The 18,215-nt window shown below is 71.5% G+C and carries 21 protein-coding genes and 2 pseudogenes; 11 read left to right on the top strand and 12 right to left on the bottom strand.

The features are described from left to right. The first annotated feature begins 376 nt into the window (after positions 1–376). Entirely contained in the window at positions 377–706 is a 330-nt protein-coding gene (locus ACIA5D_RS42780) for a hypothetical protein (protein WP_396036377.1), read from the top strand. Here the strand turns inward: ACIA5D_RS42780 and ACIA5D_RS42775 are convergent. Together ACIA5D_RS42775 and ACIA5D_RS42770 are read right to left on the bottom strand one after the other, a co-directional pair. Then, positions 703–1,062 carry a hypothetical protein gene (locus tag ACIA5D_RS42775; protein WP_396036376.1) on the bottom strand — a complete coding sequence of 120 codons (360 nt, stop codon included), beginning with the start codon at positions 1,060–1,062 and terminating at the stop codon, positions 703–705. The genes ACIA5D_RS42780 and ACIA5D_RS42775 overlap by 4 nt on opposite strands. A 28-nt stretch (positions 1,063–1,090) precedes the next feature. Beyond that, positions 1,091–1,288, bottom strand: a pseudogene (locus tag ACIA5D_RS42770) (winged helix-turn-helix transcriptional regulator); the annotation flags it as partial. 6 nt (positions 1,289–1,294) lie between these two features. On the opposite strand from ACIA5D_RS42770, the pseudogene ACIA5D_RS42765 reads away from it, so the two are divergent. Next, positions 1,295–1,600 (top strand): annotated as a pseudogene (locus ACIA5D_RS42765) (aldo/keto reductase); the annotation flags it as partial. A 46-nt stretch (positions 1,601–1,646) separates the two neighbouring features. Here the strand turns inward: ACIA5D_RS42765 and ACIA5D_RS42760 are convergent. Continuing rightward, positions 1,647–1,988, bottom strand: a complete 342-nt coding sequence (locus ACIA5D_RS42760) for a hypothetical protein (protein WP_396036375.1) — start codon at positions 1,986–1,988, stop codon at positions 1,647–1,649. Positions 1,989–2,090: 102 nt separating this feature from the next. Then, on the bottom strand, positions 2,091–2,276 hold the full coding sequence (locus tag ACIA5D_RS42755) for a hypothetical protein (RefSeq protein WP_396036374.1): 186 nt from the start codon (positions 2,274–2,276) through the stop codon (positions 2,091–2,093). 119 nt (positions 2,277–2,395) lie between these two features. On the opposite strand from ACIA5D_RS42755, the gene ACIA5D_RS42750 reads away from it, so the two are divergent. Further along, positions 2,396–3,244, top strand: a complete 849-nt coding sequence (locus tag ACIA5D_RS42750) for an SDR family NAD(P)-dependent oxidoreductase (RefSeq protein WP_396036373.1) — start codon at positions 2,396–2,398, stop codon at positions 3,242–3,244. 37 nt (positions 3,245–3,281) lie between these two features. On the opposite strand, the gene ACIA5D_RS42745 is transcribed toward ACIA5D_RS42750, so the two are convergent. The 3 genes from ACIA5D_RS42745 to ACIA5D_RS42735 form a co-directional block, all read right to left on the bottom strand. Then, entirely contained in the window at positions 3,282–3,752 is a 471-nt protein-coding gene (locus ACIA5D_RS42745) for a DUF3291 domain-containing protein (RefSeq protein ID WP_396036372.1), read from the bottom strand. Positions 3,753–3,871: 119 nt separating this feature from the next. Next, a complete protein-coding gene (locus ACIA5D_RS42740) occupies positions 3,872–4,558 on the bottom strand; it encodes a hypothetical protein (protein WP_396036371.1) in 687 nt (228 codons plus the stop codon). Positions 4,559–4,619: 61 nt separating this feature from the next. Next, complete coding sequence (locus tag ACIA5D_RS42735; RefSeq protein WP_396036370.1) at positions 4,620–5,081, bottom strand: MarR family winged helix-turn-helix transcriptional regulator; 462 nt, start codon at positions 5,079–5,081, stop codon at positions 4,620–4,622. 62 nt (positions 5,082–5,143) lie between these two features. Between ACIA5D_RS42735 and ACIA5D_RS42730 the strand changes: the two genes are divergently transcribed. Continuing rightward, on the top strand, positions 5,144–5,512 hold the full coding sequence (locus ACIA5D_RS42730; protein ID WP_396036368.1) for a VOC family protein: 369 nt from the start codon (positions 5,144–5,146) through the stop codon (positions 5,510–5,512). 26 nt (positions 5,513–5,538) lie between these two features. Here the strand turns inward: ACIA5D_RS42730 and ACIA5D_RS42725 are convergent, their stop codons facing one another. From ACIA5D_RS42725 to ACIA5D_RS42705, 5 genes are all read right to left on the bottom strand, one after another. Beyond that, positions 5,539–5,931 (bottom strand): hypothetical protein, encoded by a 393-nt coding sequence (locus tag ACIA5D_RS42725; protein WP_396036367.1) that lies wholly within the window; start codon positions 5,929–5,931, stop codon positions 5,539–5,541. Between the two features lie 53 nt (positions 5,932–5,984). Further along, entirely contained in the window at positions 5,985–7,229 is a 1,245-nt protein-coding gene (locus ACIA5D_RS42720; protein ID WP_396036366.1) for a flavin-containing monooxygenase, read from the bottom strand. A 160-nt stretch (positions 7,230–7,389) separates the two neighbouring features. Next, the gene (locus ACIA5D_RS42715; RefSeq protein ID WP_396036365.1) at positions 7,390–8,088 is read right to left on the bottom strand and encodes a winged helix-turn-helix transcriptional regulator; all 699 of its coding nucleotides are present in this window, start codon (positions 8,086–8,088) and stop codon (positions 7,390–7,392) included. A 37-nt stretch (positions 8,089–8,125) separates the two neighbouring features. Beyond that, a complete protein-coding gene (locus ACIA5D_RS42710) occupies positions 8,126–8,530 on the bottom strand; it encodes a response regulator transcription factor (RefSeq protein ID WP_396036364.1) in 405 nt (134 codons plus the stop codon). Next, positions 8,527–8,709, bottom strand: a complete 183-nt coding sequence (locus ACIA5D_RS42705; protein WP_396036362.1) for a hypothetical protein — start codon at positions 8,707–8,709, stop codon at positions 8,527–8,529. The genes ACIA5D_RS42710 and ACIA5D_RS42705 overlap by 4 nt, the downstream gene beginning before the upstream one ends. A 218-nt stretch (positions 8,710–8,927) precedes the next feature. Between ACIA5D_RS42705 and ACIA5D_RS42700 the strand changes: the two genes are divergently transcribed. From ACIA5D_RS42700 to ACIA5D_RS42670, 7 genes are read left to right on the top strand one after another with little or no spacing between them, the layout of a single operon-like run. Then, on the top strand, positions 8,928–9,662 hold the full coding sequence (locus tag ACIA5D_RS42700) for a BTAD domain-containing putative transcriptional regulator (RefSeq protein WP_396036361.1): 735 nt from the start codon (positions 8,928–8,930) through the stop codon (positions 9,660–9,662). Between the two features lie 22 nt (positions 9,663–9,684). Continuing rightward, positions 9,685–12,462 (top strand): peptidoglycan-binding protein, encoded by a 2,778-nt coding sequence (locus ACIA5D_RS42695; RefSeq protein ID WP_396036360.1) that lies wholly within the window; start codon positions 9,685–9,687, stop codon positions 12,460–12,462. Continuing rightward, on the top strand, positions 12,462–13,868 hold the full coding sequence (locus tag ACIA5D_RS42690) for a hypothetical protein (RefSeq protein ID WP_396036359.1): 1,407 nt from the start codon (positions 12,462–12,464) through the stop codon (positions 13,866–13,868). Before ACIA5D_RS42695 ends, ACIA5D_RS42690 begins: the two co-directional genes overlap by 1 nt. After that, the gene (locus ACIA5D_RS42685; protein ID WP_396036358.1) at positions 13,865–14,116 is read left to right on the top strand and encodes a hypothetical protein; all 252 of its coding nucleotides are present in this window, start codon (positions 13,865–13,867) and stop codon (positions 14,114–14,116) included. The genes ACIA5D_RS42690 and ACIA5D_RS42685 overlap by 4 nt, the downstream gene beginning before the upstream one ends. Then, a complete protein-coding gene (locus tag ACIA5D_RS42680; protein WP_396036357.1) occupies positions 14,106–14,978 on the top strand; it encodes a hypothetical protein in 873 nt (290 codons plus the stop codon). The genes ACIA5D_RS42685 and ACIA5D_RS42680 overlap by 11 nt, the downstream gene beginning before the upstream one ends. Beyond that, positions 14,975–16,357, top strand: a complete 1,383-nt coding sequence (locus tag ACIA5D_RS42675) for a S8 family peptidase (RefSeq protein ID WP_396036356.1) — start codon at positions 14,975–14,977, stop codon at positions 16,355–16,357. Before ACIA5D_RS42680 ends, ACIA5D_RS42675 begins: the two co-directional genes overlap by 4 nt. After that, positions 16,354–18,207 carry a hypothetical protein gene (locus tag ACIA5D_RS42670; protein WP_396036355.1) on the top strand — a complete coding sequence of 618 codons (1,854 nt, stop codon included), beginning with the start codon at positions 16,354–16,356 and terminating at the stop codon, positions 18,205–18,207. Before ACIA5D_RS42675 ends, ACIA5D_RS42670 begins: the two co-directional genes overlap by 4 nt. Positions 18,208–18,215: the final 8 nt, after the last annotated feature.

The following is an 18,215-nucleotide window of genomic DNA, read 5'->3' as shown; positions in this document are numbered from 1 at the left end:
ACGAGCGCGAGGCACGAATGGCCTCGTTCCGCTGGCTGCACCGCTACAACACCGTCCGGCGCCATTCCCGGCTCGGACAGCAATCCCCGAACGCCACGAGAACAGCATCCGAACGGCACCAGCTACGCTGGCCCAAGCCGCATAAACCCCGTGTCCAAGATCCGGGGGTAAGCCCCGGGTCCCCGCCGCAGCGCCCGGCTGGGCGCGTGGTACCGCTCCACGCGCGGCCGCCGGGCGGGCCCGGCCCAAGCTCTCTTGTCATGCACGCACCGTGCGTTCAGAAACGCACGCGTTCCCCTTTTCCCGCCACTCTCCCGTTGATTCGCGCAGCAATTCACCTTGTTCGCGGGGAGGAACGGTGTCTATGTGTAGATAGATGGAGCGCCAGAGTTCGGCGGCCATCTCGCGGAGTGCGTACGCGGCCGTCATCATCGGATACTGTCTCGTCGGGGCCTTCTTCGTCGTCGCGGCCCTGCTGGTCCTCTCCGGCGCCGTCACGGTCGCCGGCTGGGGCGAAGGCACGCTCGCGCAGCGCGTCGTGGTCGGGTTGCTCGCCTTCCTCGTGGGTGGGGCAGCATTGGCCGCTGCCCGCATCCGGCTCACCCAAGGCCGGTCCGGCGCCCGCCCGGCCGAAGACGCCCCCGCCGTCCGCAGCGATCAGCACTGGGACGGCTCCGGGACACACCCTGGAGTGGGCGAGTTCTAGGCCCTGTTGTAGCCCGGTATCTGGCGGCGCTGTGTCGCACTGGCCAGCCAGTGCGTGATGTCGAGCAGGCCCGCGACGACCACCCAGAACCATTCCCAGCCGGTCAGGCCGACTCCGGGCGTGTACAGGACGACGTAGATCAAGGTCGCGAACGGCAGGAAGATGATCCCGATCAGCGGGAAGATCCACGTATCGAACGCGGCGTTGACCAGTGCCGGCCGAGCGATCCAGACGATGAAGAGACCGAGCCGGGGGAAGACCCCGGCGAAAAGCGCGAACAGGCAGCCCATCGTAATCTCCCGTGGGTTGGGATCCGGCTCCTCGATCCTCGTATCGACGGACGTGATCGACATCATTCCCCAGGGATGGTTGGCCGGCCTCGGTTCAGGCGGTCGTGTTCTCGTACGCGGCGCGGTTGACCAACACGTCGTCCATGTGTGTCTCGGCCCAGGTCTTCAGGCCGCGCATCATCCGGTGCAGGGAGAGACCCAGGTCAGTCAGTTCGTAGGAGACCGTGACGGGCACGGTCGGCGTCACGGTGCGACTGACCAGACCGTCGCGCTCGAGGGAACGCAACGTCTGCGCCTGTACAACCTCGCGATCCGCCACGACGACGAGCTGATCGACACGCTCGCCGGACAGGGCATCGCCTACGTCCCGTTCTTTCCGCTCGGCGGCTTCAGCCCGCTGCAGTCCTCGCTTCTGTCGTCGGTGGCAGCGCGCCTGGACGCGACGCCGATCTCCGTCGCGCTGGCGTGGTTGCTGCACCGCTCGCCGAACATTCTGTTGATCGCCGGGACGTCGTCGGCAGCACACCTGCGCGAGAACGTCGTCGGCGCGGGGCTGTCGCTCTCCGCGGACGACCTCGCCGAGCTGGACAAGATCGGCCACTGAGGAAATCGACGCGGCCAACTTCTCGAGCCCGACTCATCGCCCCAGGTCAGGCCGTCGTGGACTCGACCCGGACCAGGTCCAGGCGCCGCACGTTCAGCGTGACCACATCGGATACGTCGTCGATCTGATCGCCGCCGGCATAGGTGTCGTTGGCCAGGTGCCCGGCGCCGTCGATGAGCACGTAGCCGGTGTCGACCAGGTCTTCGGCGACCCCGAGCGGAGCCTCCGGCAGGACCTCGGTACCCGCGAAGTGGACGCCGCCGACCGTGCCGGCCTGCTCGCCGTTGACGTCCATGACGGCCATGCCCGGCGTGATCCGGGCGAGCACGGCGTCGCCATCTTCGTCCGGCGGCTGCGCGATGTTGGCACCCGTGTTGCCGTCGCTCATGATCCGCTGCCCTTCGTCGGTTTGTCCCGTCGTGCAGATTACCCGTCAGGACCGTCGAGGGTGAGGGTGTGCAACGTCGGCAAGCCATGGCGGGAGGACGCGTCACTGCATTGCCGTGGCCGGGGGGTGGTCGAAGGATTCCGGGCAGCGGAAGGTGTACAGCGAGTAGCCACGCCCGATCTGCACGCCGGCGGTGTCCGGGGACGCGTTCGAGTCCTCCTCCGACGGGCGCCAACTGCAATGCGTGCCGTTCCAGTCGGCCGAGCCCGCGGTGAAGGTCAAGGTCATCGCAGCGCCGCAGACAGCACAATCCATCGGGTACGGGTCGGTCAGCGACCAGTTCGCGTACCCGCCGGTGGATCTTAAAGCGGCCGTTCTTGTCGTACCGCTCTGTCACCCTCTCTGCCATGACAGAGCAACGGATAGCGGTGGTGACCGGCGCCAGCCGGGGAGTGGGCAAGGGGATTGCAGTGGCGCTCGGCGCGGCCGGGCACGTGGTGTACGTGACCGGCCGCTCGACCGGCGATCGGGTGACCTTTCCGACGCTGGGCGGCACGGTGGAAGAGACTGCCCGGGCGGTGACCGCGGCCGGCGGCACCGGCGTGGCGGTGGTGTGCGACCACACCGACGACGAGCAGACGGCCGCGCTGTTCGAGCGCGTGCGGGCCGAGCAGGGCGGGTTGGACCTGTTGGTCAACAACGTGTGGGGCGGCTATGCCGCCTACCACGAGGACCGCCACGCCGACATGGAGGGCCCGTTCTGGGAGCAGCCGTTGCGGGTGTGGGACGACATGTTCACGTCGGGTGTACGCGCACACTATGCGGCCACCGTGCTCGCGGTGCCGGTGCTACGGCCCGGCGCGCTTGTCGTGACGGTGTCGTTCTTCCCCGGCAGCTACCTCAACGGGGACGACCAAGTCGCGTACAGCGTGGCCAAGGCCGCCGACGACCGGATGGTCGCGGTGAGCGCCGCTCAGCTGGCCGCACGCGACGTCACCGCGGTCTCGTTGTATCCCGGGCTGGTGCGCACCGAGAGCGTGATGCGGGCGGCGAGCTTCTTCGACCTGTCCAACTCGGAATCTCCCGAGTTCGTCGGCCGGGCGGTCGCGGCCCTCGCGGCCGACCCCGACGTACGGCGTCACACCGGCCGCTGCCTGGTCGCGGCCGAACTGGCCGACGAGTACGGCTTCACCGACGTGGACGGCTCCCGCCCATCATCGATCCGGCCGCACACCACGGCCGATCCCAGTTGGTAACGGGCGTCCGGCTCCCGCGGGTGAGTCCGTGCGCCGGTCAGCGACGGGTCGGTCGTACGGACGTGCCGTCCGGCTGGTAGCGACGACGAAGACCGAAAGCTCGGGGTGAAGGGCCGTAACGGCGCAGGAGCGCCAGCCGCCGCAGGGCCTCTTCGACCGTTGGCCGCGTGCCCGACGGCACCCACCACAGGGCTGTCGAAGGCTGCGGGGTGGCGACGAACCAGTTGGCTCGCCGCCGGATGAACGCGCCGTGCGGGCTGCGGTAGGCGAAGGCGTGCAATGCCTCGTACGAACGCCAGACCGACACGTTGACCACCATGGTGGTGTCCCCGTCGGGCTCGACCGTGACGCTGTGACCGTGCGCGTCGGCGTGCCGCCAGACGAACCCGTCACTGTCCTGCGCCAGCCGTAGGACCGGATCGACTGCGGCCACGAAGCTCGCAAGCTCGGGCGAGCCGAGAGGCGCCCGCATCCGGGCGACGTTGACCTGCGCCAGCTCGTAGTCCACCCCCGAGACGGTAACCCGCTCGGCAGTCCGGCCAACGGCAGGCCAGGATCGTGACACCCGGGCGTCTCCGGGCATCACCCGAAGGACGGCGACGAAGCAGATATCGCCTGCCGTGGACGTCAACCGGTCCGGCGCCGGCTCACGACGGTCGCCGCCGCCGTGGCCAGCGTGGCCCAGGCAAGCAGGATCGCCGGCATCAGCAGCGCCGTCACGCCGACGTCGGCGATCAGCGAGACCGCCACCGGGTGGCTCGACGGCGGCGCTACCGCCCCCACCAACAACAGAAGCGTGACGGGTTGGCACAGAACCGCAGCCGCGGAGACGATCAGCCCGCCCCTGCGCATCAGCCCGCCGATGGCCGCCCCCATGACCGCCCACAGCGGAAAACACACGAAGCTCGCCAGCAGACACCAGCGCACCGCGGGCTCGGAGAGCATCGTCGGGTCGGGGGCCACGCTCGGGTACCCGTTGGCGCGCATCGGGCGTATGCCGGCGGCGATCGCCACCGTGCCGGTGACGAGGCCGAGCACCCCACCCGCCAGAACCGCCCGCCCGATCGTGGCCGGGCGGTACGCCCCCGAGCGGGCGACCAGCCAGGCTCCGGCGAGCGCCGCGACGAGCTGCCCGAGCCAGTGCCCGGCCGTGTACACGTGCGCCGCCAGGTCGCGGTGGAACTCCAGCCGTTCCGGGTCGGACTGCGGATCGTAGTAGGCGAAGTATTCGCCGATCGCCACGCTCAGCGGCGTCGCCAGCGCGGTCCACGCGAGCAGACCGCCGACAACGGCCACCGGAGCCCATCGACGCATGTCGACCATCGTCCCGCGGCGACGCAACGCGGCTCCCGGAGAGAAACGCCTCAGTTGGGTGTCATCGCTGGGGCTCGTCAGGGTCTCTCAGGGAACGGATCATGCTCTGCAGAATGGTGTACGCAACCGACTGCTCGGCCTCAGTCATACCGCCTAGCATCCTGACCTCGACGGATCGGACCGCAGCCGACGCCTTCGCAAGGCTTCGCCGACCTCGTGGTGTGAGCCGCGTGGGCAGAACCTTCCCCACGGGTGCCTGCGCCGGCCTGGTCACGTACCCGTCTCGTTCCAAGGTCTGAAGCAATACGTTCATCGACTGCCTTGTCACGAACGCTCCCCGCGCAAGCTCGGAGTTCGACAAGCCCGGGCGTTGCGCCAGCAGCTCGAGGCAGGAGTAGTGCGTCACGGTCATCCCCAGCGGCCGCAGCACCGCCTCCATGGCCGCGCGGAGGGCGCTCGACGCCTCTTTCAGCAGGTAGCCCAGTGAAGTTTCCAGGTCGACGCCGGCATCGTCTTGACTCATGTCAGCATTCTGACATACCTTGGTGCGTGTCAGAAGGCTGACACGAAGGAAGGAGCACTATCATGCCCGCCACCGGCCCCGACTTCATCTCCCTGCAAGCACGCGACCTCGACGCGTCGCAGGCGTTCTACGAGCAGTATCTTGGCCTCGTCCGCTCTCCGGCGGGACCTCCGCACGCCGTCGTCTTCGAGACGAAGCCGATCGCGTTCGCTCTGCGCGACATCGTTCCTGGCACCGATCTTGCGTCCGTCGCTCAGCCCGGCATCGGCGCGGCGATCTGGCTCCATGCCACAGACGTCCAGGACATTCACGACGCCCTCGTCGCCGACGGCCACACCATCGTCTCCGCACCGATCGACGGACCCTTCGGCCGGACGTTCACCTTCGCCGACCCCGACGGCTACCAGGTCACTCTCCACGACCGCGCCTGATACGCCGGCGGCAATCATGCTTGGTTTCATACGGTTGTCGGCGGAGCCGCGCTGTGGTGAGCTGCCTTCAAAATCTGCCGCGCCGCTAGCCGGGTGCCCCACTCCACGAGGCCGACCACGAACGCGATGGGGCCACAGACGAGGAATACGATGCCGGCGTCGCCGAGCCACCAGCCGATCAGCGTCATTGCCACGCAGGCCGAGGGCTGCACCCAGCCCGGAAGCTTGTTCCACCACGCCCGGCGCAGTACGGCGCGTGACCATTGCTCCACCACGGCGGCCACTGCCGGGTCCGGATGCGGTCGACCGTGTCCGGCCTCCCGGATGGCATCCCGCCGATCGCGGAGCGGAAGCTGCCGGTACGCACGTACCGCGGCTCGTTTCTCCTGCTTGGTCAAGTCGTAGAGCGTGTCCCGCACGCCCGACATGATGACAGCCCTCTCGCCCCCGTGATGTCCCGCATCTGAAGGCGTCAGCCGTTCGCTGGGGCTACGTGACGCTGTGATCGGTGGCGTGCGATCGATCGGGCCACGATCGTGGCGTCCTCGCCCACGCCGAACAGCACGGCGGACTTGCGTTTGCGCAGGAAGTGGACACCGCAGAAGAACAGGCCCGGGACCACCGTGCTGGCGCCGTCGTCGGTGAGCGGGAAGCCCATGGCGTCGAAGGCCGGGAACCGGATCCAGCGGGTGTAGTCGGGGCGGAAGCCGGAAGTGAAGATCACCACCCCGAGTCCGGTGAGGTCCAGCTCCCGCGGTGGGTCGGCGTGGAACGGCGCAGGGTCGGCCAGCCGTGGCGCCGTGATGCCCTTGGCGGGAAGTTGTTCGGTGAGGAGCTTGCGAATGTCGGCGTAGCGGGCATCGCCGAAGGCGACCGAGCCGGCCAGGTCGCCGGCGAAGTAGGCCCGGCGTCCCTGCACCCCGGCCAGGTGGCCGAGGAGGTGTACGCCCATGGTCTGCAACGTGCGGTAGTGCAGGTCATGGCCGCCTCGTCGGCCGGTCAGCAGAAGGTTGGCGCCCAGCCGGGCTGTGGGTGGGGCCAGGGCGCTCAATGGGGTGTCGAAGAAGGTGGTCTCGTTGAGCCAGGTGACGATGTCGCGGCCGTCGGCCCGGCGGGGCAGCCACGGCGCTCGTCCACAGGCCAGGAACACGTCGCGGTCCGCCTCACACAGTTCCTCGGAGATCTGACAGCCGGTCTGGCCGCTGCCCACGACCAGGACCTTGCCCGGCGGAAGGGTTGCCGGGTTGCGGTAGTCCTTGGCATTGATGGCGAGCACTTCGGGCGGGAAGCCCGCCGCGACATCGGGGCGGTGCTGCCGCTGATAGGCGCCCGTGGACACGACGACCGACGCGGCCTGCACCTCGCCGGCCGACGTGCGGAGCAGGAACCCGCCGTTGGGCGCGGGTTCGAGGCTGTCCACACCGACGCCCTCGCGAACCGGCGCGCCGAAGCTCGACGCGTACCGGTGCAGGTATTGAACGATCTCATCACGGGGTACGAACCCTTCCGGGTCGTCGCCGCTGTAGGGGGCGCCCGGCAGGCTCATGGTCCAATTCGGCGTCACCAGGCGGAAGCTGTCCCACAATCCCCGCCAGGTTTGGGCAATGCGTGCCCGCTCCAGCACCACGTGCTCGATCCCGCGAGCGGTCAGCTCATAGCTCACCGCCAGACCTGCCTGACCCGCTCCGACCACGACCACGGGGAACCGACTGGACACTGCGACCACCACGTCTCATTCCGCTTTCCGATGAGGAACGCATTTCCGATGACGAACGCAAGGTCCGATGACGAACGCAAGGTCCGATGACGAACGCAAGCAAGCTCGATGGTGAAGGCCGCAGGACCGCGACAGAAGTGCAGTGTTTGAACCGGACGGGTCAGGCGGAGGCTGCCGCGTGCAGCGGCTGCGGGCCACGCTGTTGATCGCGGTGCCAGGTCGGCAGGGCTCGAGCCAACGCACGGGAGCCGTTCACCTCGATCGCCCCGGAGCGCAGCGCGTCGCCCCAGCGGATCTCTCCGAGGTGCCAGCGGGCGAACGCCATCGGGTCGTGCACCACCACAACCAACTGCTCCTCGCCGCCCGGGTGCTTCTCGCAGATCTCGGCGTCGCCCCGCTCGATCAGCAGCCAGTTGCGGCTGCCGGGCCGGGCCAGGGTGGGGTAGTCGAACCGGATCAGCACCCGTTTCTGCGGGAACCGGTCACGGTCCAGGTAGAACGTCGCCCACATCCACAGCACGATGCCCGGGTGAGCATGCTCCGGCATGAGATCGGCCCACCTCGACCCCCAGTGCTGCAGAGCCACCATGACGGCGGAGAGCTCGCGACCGGCTTGAGTAGGCTCGTACGTCGATCCGGAGCCGCCGGGCTTGGGACGGATCTCGATCACGCCGGCCCGTTCCAGCTCTCGCAGTCGCTTGGAGAGCAGCCCACGGGAGAGCCCGGGGGCGCCGTCGGCGATCTCGTTGAACGTCCGGCAACCCAGGATCACAATGTTGCGGAGAATGATGAGGGACCAGCGCTCGGCCAGCAGCTCCGACGCCCTGGCGATAGGGCAGTACTGCCCATAGGTCCGCACACCAACAGCCTGCCACCTCGCGGGTAACCGGATAAGTTCAGATCCTGAACCCGACAGTTGGCCGGAAGTCGTCGTCGACGAGGCCGAGCCGGTGGGCCGTTTCCGCCGCCTGCACCCGGTTGCGCAGCCCGAGCTTCTCGGTCACCGCGGCGACGTGCGATTTCACCGTGGTCACGCCGAGATGCAGCAGCTTGCCGATCTCGGCGTTCGACATGCCGGCGCCGACCAGCGCCAGCACCTCGCGCTCGCGCGGAGTCAAGGCGGCCAGCTCCCTGGGACTGCTCTCGTCCTGGTGGGCACGGAGGGCGCGGGCGACCACCCGAGCCAGCACCGCGGGCGCCAGGAGCGCCTCCCCGACGACGTCCTCGCCGGCCGTGCGTAAGAGCAGCGACACACCGGCGCGTACGAGTTCCTGGTCGTCGACGACGAGCACGCGGATCATGACCGCTCCGAACCGAGCGGCAGGGTGACGCCGAGCCGCCAGCCGCCGTTGTCCGGGCCCGCGGCGAACGTCCCGCCCATGATCTCGACCCGTTCGCGCATCCCGGCCAGTCCGTGACCCGAGTCGGGCAGGGCGTGCTCCCACGTCGCGGGCAGGGTGTTGGCGACGTCGATCCGCAAGTTTCCCTCGTCGAACGCGACCGTGGCGCGCGGTCTCGGCCGGCTCCTCCCCGAGCTGCACATCGAGGGCCGGCCGGAGGCGCACCTGCCCGCCGAGCACGGGCCGGCCGTCAACCGGGAGCGCAGCATCGCCTGACACACCTTGCGATACGCCACCGCGACGCGCCGGATACGCCCGCGCTTACGGCGGGGACACACGCGGGGCCAACGATGGCGGGGTGAATCCCGCAGCAGCCCGGCCGGTGCGCCTCCGGCTCGTGGAGACCTTCGCGCTCGTCGCCGACGGCGTGGAGATCCCACTGGCCGAGGGCGCCCGCCGCGTGCTGGCCTTCCTGGCGCTCGCGAGCGGCCCGGTGCTGCGCTCCTACGTGGCGTACACATTGTGGCCCGACACGCCCGAGCCCCGCTCGCTCGGCTACCTGCGGGCGGCGCTGTGGCGGCTCCGCAAGGCCGGCGACGACCTTGTGGACCAGACGAACGGGCGGCTGCGCGTGAGCGCGGGCGTGGGCGTTGACGCCCGCGACGCCCTCGACCTGGCCCGCCGCATCCTCGCGGGCGGCGATGCCGGGCCCACGGGCGAGGCCTGCCGCCGGCTGTCCTGCGGGGACCTGCTGGCCGACTGGTACGAGCCGTGGCTCAGCGAGCCCCGCGAACAGCTACGCCAGCTACGCCTGCACGCGCTCGAGGAGCTGTCCGGCCGCGAGCTGGACCGCGGGCACATCCCGTCGGCGATCGAGTCGGCGCTGGCCGCGGTCGCCGCCGAGCCGCTGCGGGAGAGCGCGCACCGCCTGCTGATCCGCGCGCACCTGGCCGAGGCGAACGCGGCCGAGGCGCTGCGCCAGTACGAGCAATTCCGTGCCCTGCTCTTCGGCGAGCTGGGCATCCTGCCCTCCACCCGGATCGAGGAGCTGCTGACCCCGATCCGCGGCGGGCGCGCGCTCCGGGCCGGATGAGTTGGGAATCGGGAGGAACGTCATGACATTCGGAACGGGCGTCCTGCAGGTCGGCTCCGCCGGAGACGGCGTGACCGAGCTCCAGCAGTGGCTGATCGACCGCGGGTTCCTGATCGCCGCGGCCGCGCCCACCGGCACCTTCGACGCCGCCACCGATCAGGCGGTCAAGGCGTTCCAGCTGTCGGCCGGCATCGGCTGCGATGGCCAGGTCGGCAACGGGACGCGCGCGGCCGCCGACGCGTACGCGGGCACCGCGCTCTCCGGCGGCTGGCATCCCAGCGCCATTCGCGACGTGCAGCAGACCAGCCCCGGCGGCTCGTTCACCACGACCACCCGGCGCGGCGTCCTGCACACCACCGAGGGCACGACGCTGCCGTCGTACCCGAATCCGCCCCACTTCACGGTGGGCCGCGACGGCGCCGGCGCCGTCGCCCAGCTCTGGCAGCATTTCCCGGTCACGGTGGCCGCGCGGGCCCTCGCCAACCCGTCCGGTCCCCCGGAGACCAACCGCTTCGGCGCGATCCAGATCGAGATCATCTACTCCGCCGCGAACACCGCCACGATGGCCGCAGACCAGCCGGACACGTTCCAGGCGCTCGGCCAGTGGATGCGCTGGGCCGAGGCGAACGCCGGCGTGGCCAACTCGTCGTCGGTCGCCTTCGCCGGGAAGAAGGACGCCGAAGGCGAGAACGCGACCGCCCGCCTCGACAACGCCGCGTGGGAGGCCAGCTCCGGCTGGCTGGGACATCAGCACGTCCCGCAGAACGCGCACTGGGACCCGGGACTCATCGACATCACCGCGCTGCTCGCCGTCCCGGCCGCAGGCCCAGCCGCCCAGTCGCTGTCCCTGTCGCTGACCCGGCCCACCGTGCGGGCGACCACCCGGGCACTGAGCAACGCCTTCCCGAGCCTCACCCTCGCCGTCGACCCGGCGGACTGCCCGTTCTTCGAGATCGTGCTGGCCACCTCGGCCGATCTCTTCTCGCCGTCGGCGGCCGACCGGCGGACCGCGGACAACTTCTACGCGTCCCGGCAGGACGGTCTGACCCGGTCGGCGGACGCCTACGGCCGGTACATCGCCCCGGTCGGCGTCATCGCCGGTTTCGCCCGCGCCAACCCGGACGGCGGGCGCGTCTTCTACACGGTCGTGGGCTATGCCGACGAGCAGGGTTCCGCCGCTGCGCCGGCCGCGTCGCCGGAGCTCCTGGCCTATGCCGCGGCCGGCGTGTCGATGCTGCCGGGCTTCACCGGTCACACCCGCACCGAGACGCTCGGCGTTCCGCTGGGCATGCTCGCGCCGCGGGGCGCCGTGGTCGCGCGGGCGGCCGGCTTGCGCCGGATGACGCCGGCGTCGCGAGGGCTTGCGGCGGTGCCGCGCGTTCCGGCCGACCGTGACCGGATGGAAGGCGAGGACGGGTACGACATGAGGCAGCGCCTCGCCACGACGGCACCCGCCACGCCGGTCCCCGCGGTGCAAAGAGCGGCGGCGCCCGTCTCCGCGCCGCCCCCACCGGCTTCGCCGCCCGCCACTCCCGCTCCCCCGCCCCCACCGGCGGCCTACGCGCCCGCGCCCACACCCACATACGAGCCCACACCGGCGTACGCGCCCGCGCCGCAACCCGCCCCGGCCTACGCCGCACCACCGCCGTCCCCCAACGGCGCGGCCGGCGTCCCCGGAAGCCAGCCCACCAACGGCCTCGCCGCAGTGGCCAATGGCCATCGCACCGCCGTGGCCGCCGCGGACGACTGGTACTCCGACGGCTGGGACGACTGGGACGCCGAGGGCCGCCCCCGCAACCTCTCCGACGGCGACCAGACCGCCCCACCCGCCGACGAGTTCGACCTGCCCGACGCCGGCCCGTCCCCGACGGCCCCGGCCCCGGCCGATCTCACCCGCCCCGCCGCGCCGATCCTGCCGCCCGAGGCCAAACGGGAGATCATCGAAACCTACGTGGGCGCCGACACCGACCTGTACGCCATGGTCAGCGCCGACGCCGAGTTCACCGGCGCGGCCGGCACCGACCACCCCGCCTACCAGCGCTACCACCTCGGCCTCTCGTTCGGCATCGTCGCGTTCAACCAGGACCGCGGCGAGCTCGGCCAGCTCGCAGGCCTGATGCAGCGCCGCGACCCGGCCCGCTTCGCCGAGATCTTCGGCCCGGACGCCCCGGCCCTGCTCGACGTCACCAACCGGCCCGGCCCGCTCGCCCGCGACCTCCCCGAGGGACGGTCGGCCCGGGTCCAGCCGGTCGCCGGCGACGACCTGTGGACCGGGCAGTGGCCCGACCGGTTCCGCGCGGCCGGCGCGTACCCGCCGTTCCGCGGCGCCCAGATCGAGCTCGCCTCGGGGCTCTACCTCGACCCGGTCCTGCGGTTCTGCGCCGACCTCGGCCTCGCCACGCCCCGCGGCCTGGCGATCGTCTTCGACCGCGCGGCCCACCGCGGACCGACCGGCGGCATGGCCTGGGTCGTCGAGACCGTCGGCCCGCTGCAGACCACCGCGCTGCGCGACGCGGCCCTCGCCACGATCGGCATGGCGAGCGTCGAGGAGTTCCAGCGCTCGCAGCCCGACCTGCTGGTCGACGACCAGTTCGGCCCGCTCACCCACGCCGCGCTGACCGGCATCCTCGCCGTCCGGCAGGCCGCCGGCGTCGCGTCGCCGGTGCCGCTGATGACCTACCAGCAGATGATCGAGGCGCTGGGCAGCCGGGCCACCGGCCAGCCGTGGGGCGACCGGATCGTCCGGCTGGTCACCGACCCGTCCGTGGGGGACAGCCTCGCGCGGGTGACGGTGTCCTGATGACCTCGCCCGCCGGCCCCCGCGCCGTGGTCGACTCGGTGGCCGCGGCGCTGCGCAGCGCCCCGGCCTACCGGCAGCTGCCGCCGGAGACCCGGCGGTCGCTGATGGGTTCGCTCGGCCAGATCGGCGGCTACCTCTCCCCCGATCCCCCACCCGGCGGTCTCGCCCTCGCCGCCGGTCCTTCGGCGGGCGGGTTCACCGCCGATCCCTCGGCGGGCGGCCCCTGGGCGGGCGGGCTCGCCGCCGGACCGCCGGCCCGCGGTCTCGCCGATCCGCTCGGCCCGGGCGGTCTGCCGCGGCCGGGCGGCACGCAGCCGCCGGGCGGTGGACAGCCGGCGCCGGGTGGCGCGCAGCCCGCACCGGGCGGCGTTCCGGCCGGCGGGGGCGGCACCGTGGGCCGCGTCGGCGAGCTGGCCCGGGCCACCCTCAACGCCGTCGACTTCCCGTCCTTCGTCTCCGCGCTGATCAAGGGCACCTTCCAGGCCATCGTGGACGCGACCATCCAGCAGATGGAGGCGTACGCGACGCTGCTGCAGGAGGTCGCCAAGACCGTCGACGCCTACATGCAGGACAACGTCACCGAGGACTCGGCCCGGGACTACCTCGTCGACCGGTACCCGTCGGTCTTCACCAAGAACACGGCGAGCGGCACGCCGTCGCTCGACGTCGACCTCAGCAACCCGACCCAGCAGCTCCCGACGTTCTTCACCGACCTCGGCTTCGACATGCCCGCCGAGATCGACCCGGACTCGGTCGAGTCGGTCATCGTCCCGGCCGCCCGCAAGAGCATGGCCGAGCAACGCCACCAGACCCTCGCGACGATGGTGCTGCTCGGGCTCAACCGGATCATCATCAGCGACGGCGAGATCAACGCGAAGATCCAGTTCCACGTGGACTCCTCCGAGACGACGACGGTCAACTTCGACTCCACCCAGACCAGCATGGGCAACATGGCCGGCACGTCCGGCAAGTCGACGTTCTCCGGCAACGGCATCATGGTCAACACGGTCAGTCTCAACGCGCAGAGCGACATCAACCTGCGCACCGACCTGACCGGCGAGGTCCGGGTGAAGTTCGTCAGCGACGTGCTGCCCCTCTCCAGCTTCGCCAACTCCGCCGCCATCCAGCTCATCAACCAGAACGCCACCGTGCCGTCGTCGACGCCGTTGCCCCCGGCGGCCGACGCAACGCAGACCCCGGCGGCTGGTGCGGCACCCGTGAGCCCCGTACCGGCCGCCGGCCCCGCCGCCGCCGGCACGGCCCCCGCGCAAAGCATGCCGGCCGCACAGAGCATGCCGGCCACACAGAGCCTGCCGGCTGCGCAAAACGCACAGAGCCTGCCGGCCACGCAGAGCCCGCCGCCCACGGACGGTTCCGCCTACGACCCGTGGAGGCCGCGCCGATGAGCCGGCCGCAGCTGCACCACACCCTGACCAACCTGGTCCGGGCGCTGGAGCCCGAGCCCGGCGCCGGTCTGCGCATCGGCGAGGCCGACCTCGCCGTACCCCTGGAACTGGCCACCGAGACCGTCGACGGCCGCCTCGTGGTGCTCGGCCGGGTGCCCCACTCCCGGTGGAAGGCCGGCTTCCTGCCGGCCACCTCGACCGCCCGGATCCGGGTCGTCGTGTCCGAGGAGGTGGACGATGGCGGCTGACGACAGCTTCGCCGTGCAGGACTTCCTCGAGGCCATCACCTCCCAGCTCGACCGCACCCAGGACGCGCTGAGCCTCAAGGCGGTGAACCGGCCCCTCACGTACGCGATCCGCGAGTTCTCCCTGAGCCTGCAGGTCTTCGTGGAGATGGACGATGAGGGCGTGGTCCGCTTCCGCAGCGCCGGCCCGAACGAGGCCGGCGCCAGCACCGTGTCGGTCGGCTTCACCACGATCACCCGGACGATGATCCGGGAGAACACCGTGGACATCGCCGAGACGCAGGGCCCGACGCTGAACGAGGCCGGCCTGGCCCCCGCCGAGCAGCGGCAGCTGGAGCGCCTCGGTGTACGCAACGTGGCCCAGCTGCGCCGGCTGTCCTCGGAGTCCAGCGAGAGCGCCGTCGCCCAGTTCGCCGACCTGCCGGTGAACCGCCTGCGTGCGGCGTTGCAGGCGGGCCGCCCGGCCGTGCGCGCCGTCCAGCCGGAGGCGCCCCCGGCGCGGCTCGCCCCCGATCCGGCCGTGCAGCCGGTCCGGGTGCCGCCCGGCACCCGGCGACTGCGGATCGACGGCGACAACCTCGACGGCCTGACCACCAAGGGCAACGCCACGCTCGACGGGGTCGGGGTGCCGATCGTCGAGTCCGGGCCGTCGCACGCCGTCGTCGACCTCGGCCCGCGCGACCCGCGCGGCCGGCTCGACCTGCGGCTCGGCGACGGCCAGACGCTGTCGTTCCAGCTCGGCGACGATGTCGAAGGCCCGAATGGCGGCCCGAGCGGCGGCCCGAGCGGCGCTCCCCTGAGCGGCGCTCCCCTGAGCGGCGCCGTGGAAAGCGCCGCCAACGGCGCCGTGTGGGAGCCGTCATGAGCCGCCGGCACCACGGATACGTGGTCGTGACACTGCGGGCCGGCGAGACGGCGCCGCGGATGCCCGCGCAGCTCGACGTCCTGGTCGGGGCGGCGCGGGCCGCGGACCGGATCACCGGCGGCCGGCTCGACCGGACCGTCCGCGGGCTCGCCGGCGGGTTCCGGGCCACCGCCGTCTACCACGCCCGGCGCAATCTCGGCCGGGTCGGTGCGCGCGGCCTCGCGTACGACGACGTCGAGCACGAGCTGGGCCTGTCCCGCACCTACCGGCTCCAGCTGGCCGAGGCCGGCCGCGCCGACCGCGTGGTGGACGCGCTGCGCGCGCTCCCGGTGGTGGAGAGCGCCACCGTGGAGCCCCTGGCCACGACCGGCAGCGTCGCGGTGATCGCGAGACCGGAGCCGGACGAGATCGTCGCGCCGTACGACTTCGTACGCGCCCGGGAGGCCTTGCAGAGCGAGCCGGGCGACGAGCGGGTCACCGTCGCGGTGGTCGACACCGGCGTCTCGCTCGGCCACGCCGAGCTGCAACGCAAGCTGCTCAGCGGCTACGACGTGGTCGACTTCGGGCTCGGCGGCCTCGACGAGCAGACCGTGCTGGTCGGCGACAGCCGGGGCCGCGACTTCGCGCCCACCGACGACGTCGGGCACGGCAGCCACGTCGCGGGCGTCATCGGCGCCCAGGGATGGCGTCTGCCCCGCGGGGTCGGCGGCCGGTGCCGGGTGCTGCCGATCCGCGTCCTCGCGGCGGCCACCCACGCCGGGGCCGGGCCGGATGCCGAGCGGTTCGGGGTGGGCGCGATCACCGAGATCAACCTGGGCCTCAAGGTGGCCGCGGACCTCGGCGCCGACGTGCTGAACCTCAGCTTCGGCACGCCGGAGTCGGCGCTCGATCCGTACGCCCCGCCGCCGCACGAGGCGATCATCAGCTACGCCACCCGGGCCGGGTGCGTGCTCGTCGCGGCGGCCGGCAACGCCGGCTCGACCGAGGCCTATCACCCGGCCGTCGATCCCCGGGTCATCGCGGTCGGCTCGGTCTCCCCCACCGGCGCGCGGTCGTCGTTCAGCTCGTACGGCGACCACATCGCGCTCTCCGCGCCCGGCGAGCGGGTGATCGGAGTCGGCCGCCACAGCTACCGCCGGGCGACCGGCACCTCGCACGCCGCGCCCTTCGTCACCGGCGCGTGCGCGCTGCTGGTCTCCCGGGCCCGCGCCGCCGGCGCCTCCGCCGGGCCCGAGCGGGTGCGCTCCTGGCTGACCGGTGGCGCCCGGCGCAGCCACGCCCCACCCCGCGAGGTGGGCGCCGGCGTTCTCGACGTGGTCGGGGCGCTGGCCCGATGCGACGCCGACCTGTCCGCCGACAACACTTGGAGTCCACGATGAGCAGCAACCCGCCGCATGTGCTCCGGCTGGCCCTGCTCGTGTACCAGTTGTTGTGGCCGGACGACTATCCGCCTCGAGCCGGCGACGCCCGCTGGGACGCCGTCCACGAGCATGTCGAGCGCAGGTACGCCGAGCTCGACAACGGTGAACGGCGTGGCCTGCAGACCGTCTCGAAGAACACCGACGACCCGGCCGCGAACAACCCGCCGAGGCTGCGGCTGGCCGTGCTCCGCGGGCTGGCCGGACGGCTCGGCCTGGCCGCGCCGCGGGACACCGACGAAACCACTCTGGCAGCGGCCATCCGCGACGCCATCGACAAGGACCTGGCACAGGATCGGAAGGACGACGCCATGCCAGAGAGCAAGTTCGCCGACATCACCATCGACATGCGCAACCTCCCCGACACCTTCGATCCGGACGCCTATCTGACGGGGATCGAGAAGCTCTTCAACGCGCGGGACATCCCGCTCACCACGCCGCCGGCCAAGGCGCACGCCGGGTACGTCACCGGCGCGCTGCTGCGGGACAGCTACTACGACACGAAGAGCCCCGGCTTCGAGGACGCCTTCGTCGAGCAGTTCAACGAGGGCTACATCCGGCCGGACACCGTGGGCGGCGCGAAGCTGCCGAAGGTGGACACCCCGGCCGCCGACCTGCGGCGCATCGAGGTCTACCTCTCGGTGTTCCGCCTCATCAACGATTTCAACGGCTCGCAGAAGCCGAGCGTGCAGGAGGTCGCGTTCGTCTCCGACGAGGTCGTCGACCGCGGACCGGTCAACGACAACACCACCGCCAAGGCGCGCTCGGCCTTCGACGACTTCGTCGGCCTCACCCCGCAGTACGACACGCTCGACCTGCCGCCGCTGATCACCGAGGACAACACGCAGGGCGCGTACGAGCCGTCCAACATCCGGGCCTGCGCCATGATCGGCGCGGCCAACCACCTCGACCGGGCCGGGCTCATGCTCGCCGTCGACCAGGCGGCGCAGGACTGGAGCGACGGGGTGCTCCCGGTGGGCGACCCGGCCGGCCGGCTGTTCGACCCGTACGTGTGGGGCGCCCGGGACCGGCTCGACCCGGCGGCCCGGCAGATCCAGTACGACCGGATCAGCGAGCTCGACGACTACCTGCTGCGGTTCTGCTCGGCGGTCTCCGAGCGGGAACGTGGCTTCTACCTCAGCGAGTACCTCACCGGCGGCCCGCAGAACCGCCGCAGCGTGCAGCCCCAGGACGCCGCGGTCCGCAAGACCGCCCGCGACCTGCTCGGCTACTCGTCCATGCACGGCTGGGCGTACACCGCGTTCGCCGCCCGGCGGATCGGCAACCACATCCGGGTCTGCGTCGACATCATCGAGAACGCCGAGGTGCAGAAGGCGTACGGGGTGACCTCGCCGTGGCAGGTCGTCGAGCGGATCAACACGATGACCTCGGGCGCCACGCCGAACCTCGCCAAGGAGCTGACGCTGTCGTCGACCGGCAAGGAGATCATGGACCTGCTGGCCGCCAAGGCGAAGGACATCGCCGCCAACCGGGCCGGCATCCCGCTGTTCCCGCCGCCCGAACCGGCCGTCATCAACGTCAACGGTGGCGGGCCCGCCTCGGTGTTCTCCGCGGCCGAGTACCAGACGCTGCTCGTACACGTGGAGAACTGGCTGGCCGCCAGCGCGATCACGGACACCCAGCGCTACGACGCCGCCCAGCCCCGGGAGGCCCCGGCCACCCCGTCGCTGCCGCAGCTGGGCGGCTTCACGGCGCCGGACCCCAATGCCATCCGCGACCAGCTCATGCAGATGGTCAACTCCGGCCAGACGCCGTCGGCCGACCAGGTGCAGCAGCTACTCGGCAGGTAGGAGACCGG

Source organism: Actinoplanes sp. NPDC051513 (assembly GCF_044454685.1).
Classification (GTDB): domain Bacteria; phylum Actinomycetota; class Actinomycetes; order Mycobacteriales; family Micromonosporaceae; genus Actinoplanes.
The sequence above is the reverse complement of the archived record's forward strand: the minus strand, read 5'-3'. Positions and strand labels throughout refer to the sequence as shown.

Coding starts and splice junctions, on each gene's coding strand:
- ACIA5D_RS42780 (WP_396036377.1), top strand. CDS start 377: ATGGAGCGCCAGAGTTCGGCGGCCATCTCGCGGAGTGCGTACGCGGCC.
- ACIA5D_RS42775 (WP_396036376.1), bottom strand. CDS start 1,062: ATGATGTCGATCACGTCCGTCGATACGAGGATCGAGGAGCCGGATCCC.
- ACIA5D_RS42760 (WP_396036375.1), bottom strand. CDS start 1,988: ATGAGCGACGGCAACACGGGTGCCAACATCGCGCAGCCGCCGGACGAA.
- ACIA5D_RS42755 (WP_396036374.1), bottom strand. CDS start 2,276: ATGACCTTGACCTTCACCGCGGGCTCGGCCGACTGGAACGGCACGCAT.
- ACIA5D_RS42750 (WP_396036373.1), top strand. CDS start 2,396: ATGACAGAGCAACGGATAGCGGTGGTGACCGGCGCCAGCCGGGGAGTG.
- ACIA5D_RS42740 (WP_396036371.1), bottom strand. CDS start 4,558: ATGCGTCGATGGGCTCCGGTGGCCGTTGTCGGCGGTCTGCTCGCGTGG.
- ACIA5D_RS42735 (WP_396036370.1), bottom strand. CDS start 5,081: ATGAGTCAAGACGATGCCGGCGTCGACCTGGAAACTTCACTGGGCTAC.
- ACIA5D_RS42730 (WP_396036368.1), top strand. CDS start 5,144: ATGCCCGCCACCGGCCCCGACTTCATCTCCCTGCAAGCACGCGACCTC.
- ACIA5D_RS42710 (WP_396036364.1), bottom strand. CDS start 8,530: ATGATCCGCGTGCTCGTCGTCGACGACCAGGAACTCGTACGCGCCGGT.
- ACIA5D_RS42695 (WP_396036360.1), top strand. CDS start 9,685: ATGACATTCGGAACGGGCGTCCTGCAGGTCGGCTCCGCCGGAGACGGC.
- ACIA5D_RS42690 (WP_396036359.1), top strand. CDS start 12,462: ATGACCTCGCCCGCCGGCCCCCGCGCCGTGGTCGACTCGGTGGCCGCG.
- ACIA5D_RS42685 (WP_396036358.1), top strand. CDS start 13,865: ATGAGCCGGCCGCAGCTGCACCACACCCTGACCAACCTGGTCCGGGCG.
- ACIA5D_RS42680 (WP_396036357.1), top strand. CDS start 14,106: ATGGCGGCTGACGACAGCTTCGCCGTGCAGGACTTCCTCGAGGCCATC.
- ACIA5D_RS42675 (WP_396036356.1), top strand. CDS start 14,975: ATGAGCCGCCGGCACCACGGATACGTGGTCGTGACACTGCGGGCCGGC.
- ACIA5D_RS42670 (WP_396036355.1), top strand. CDS start 16,354: ATGAGCAGCAACCCGCCGCATGTGCTCCGGCTGGCCCTGCTCGTGTAC.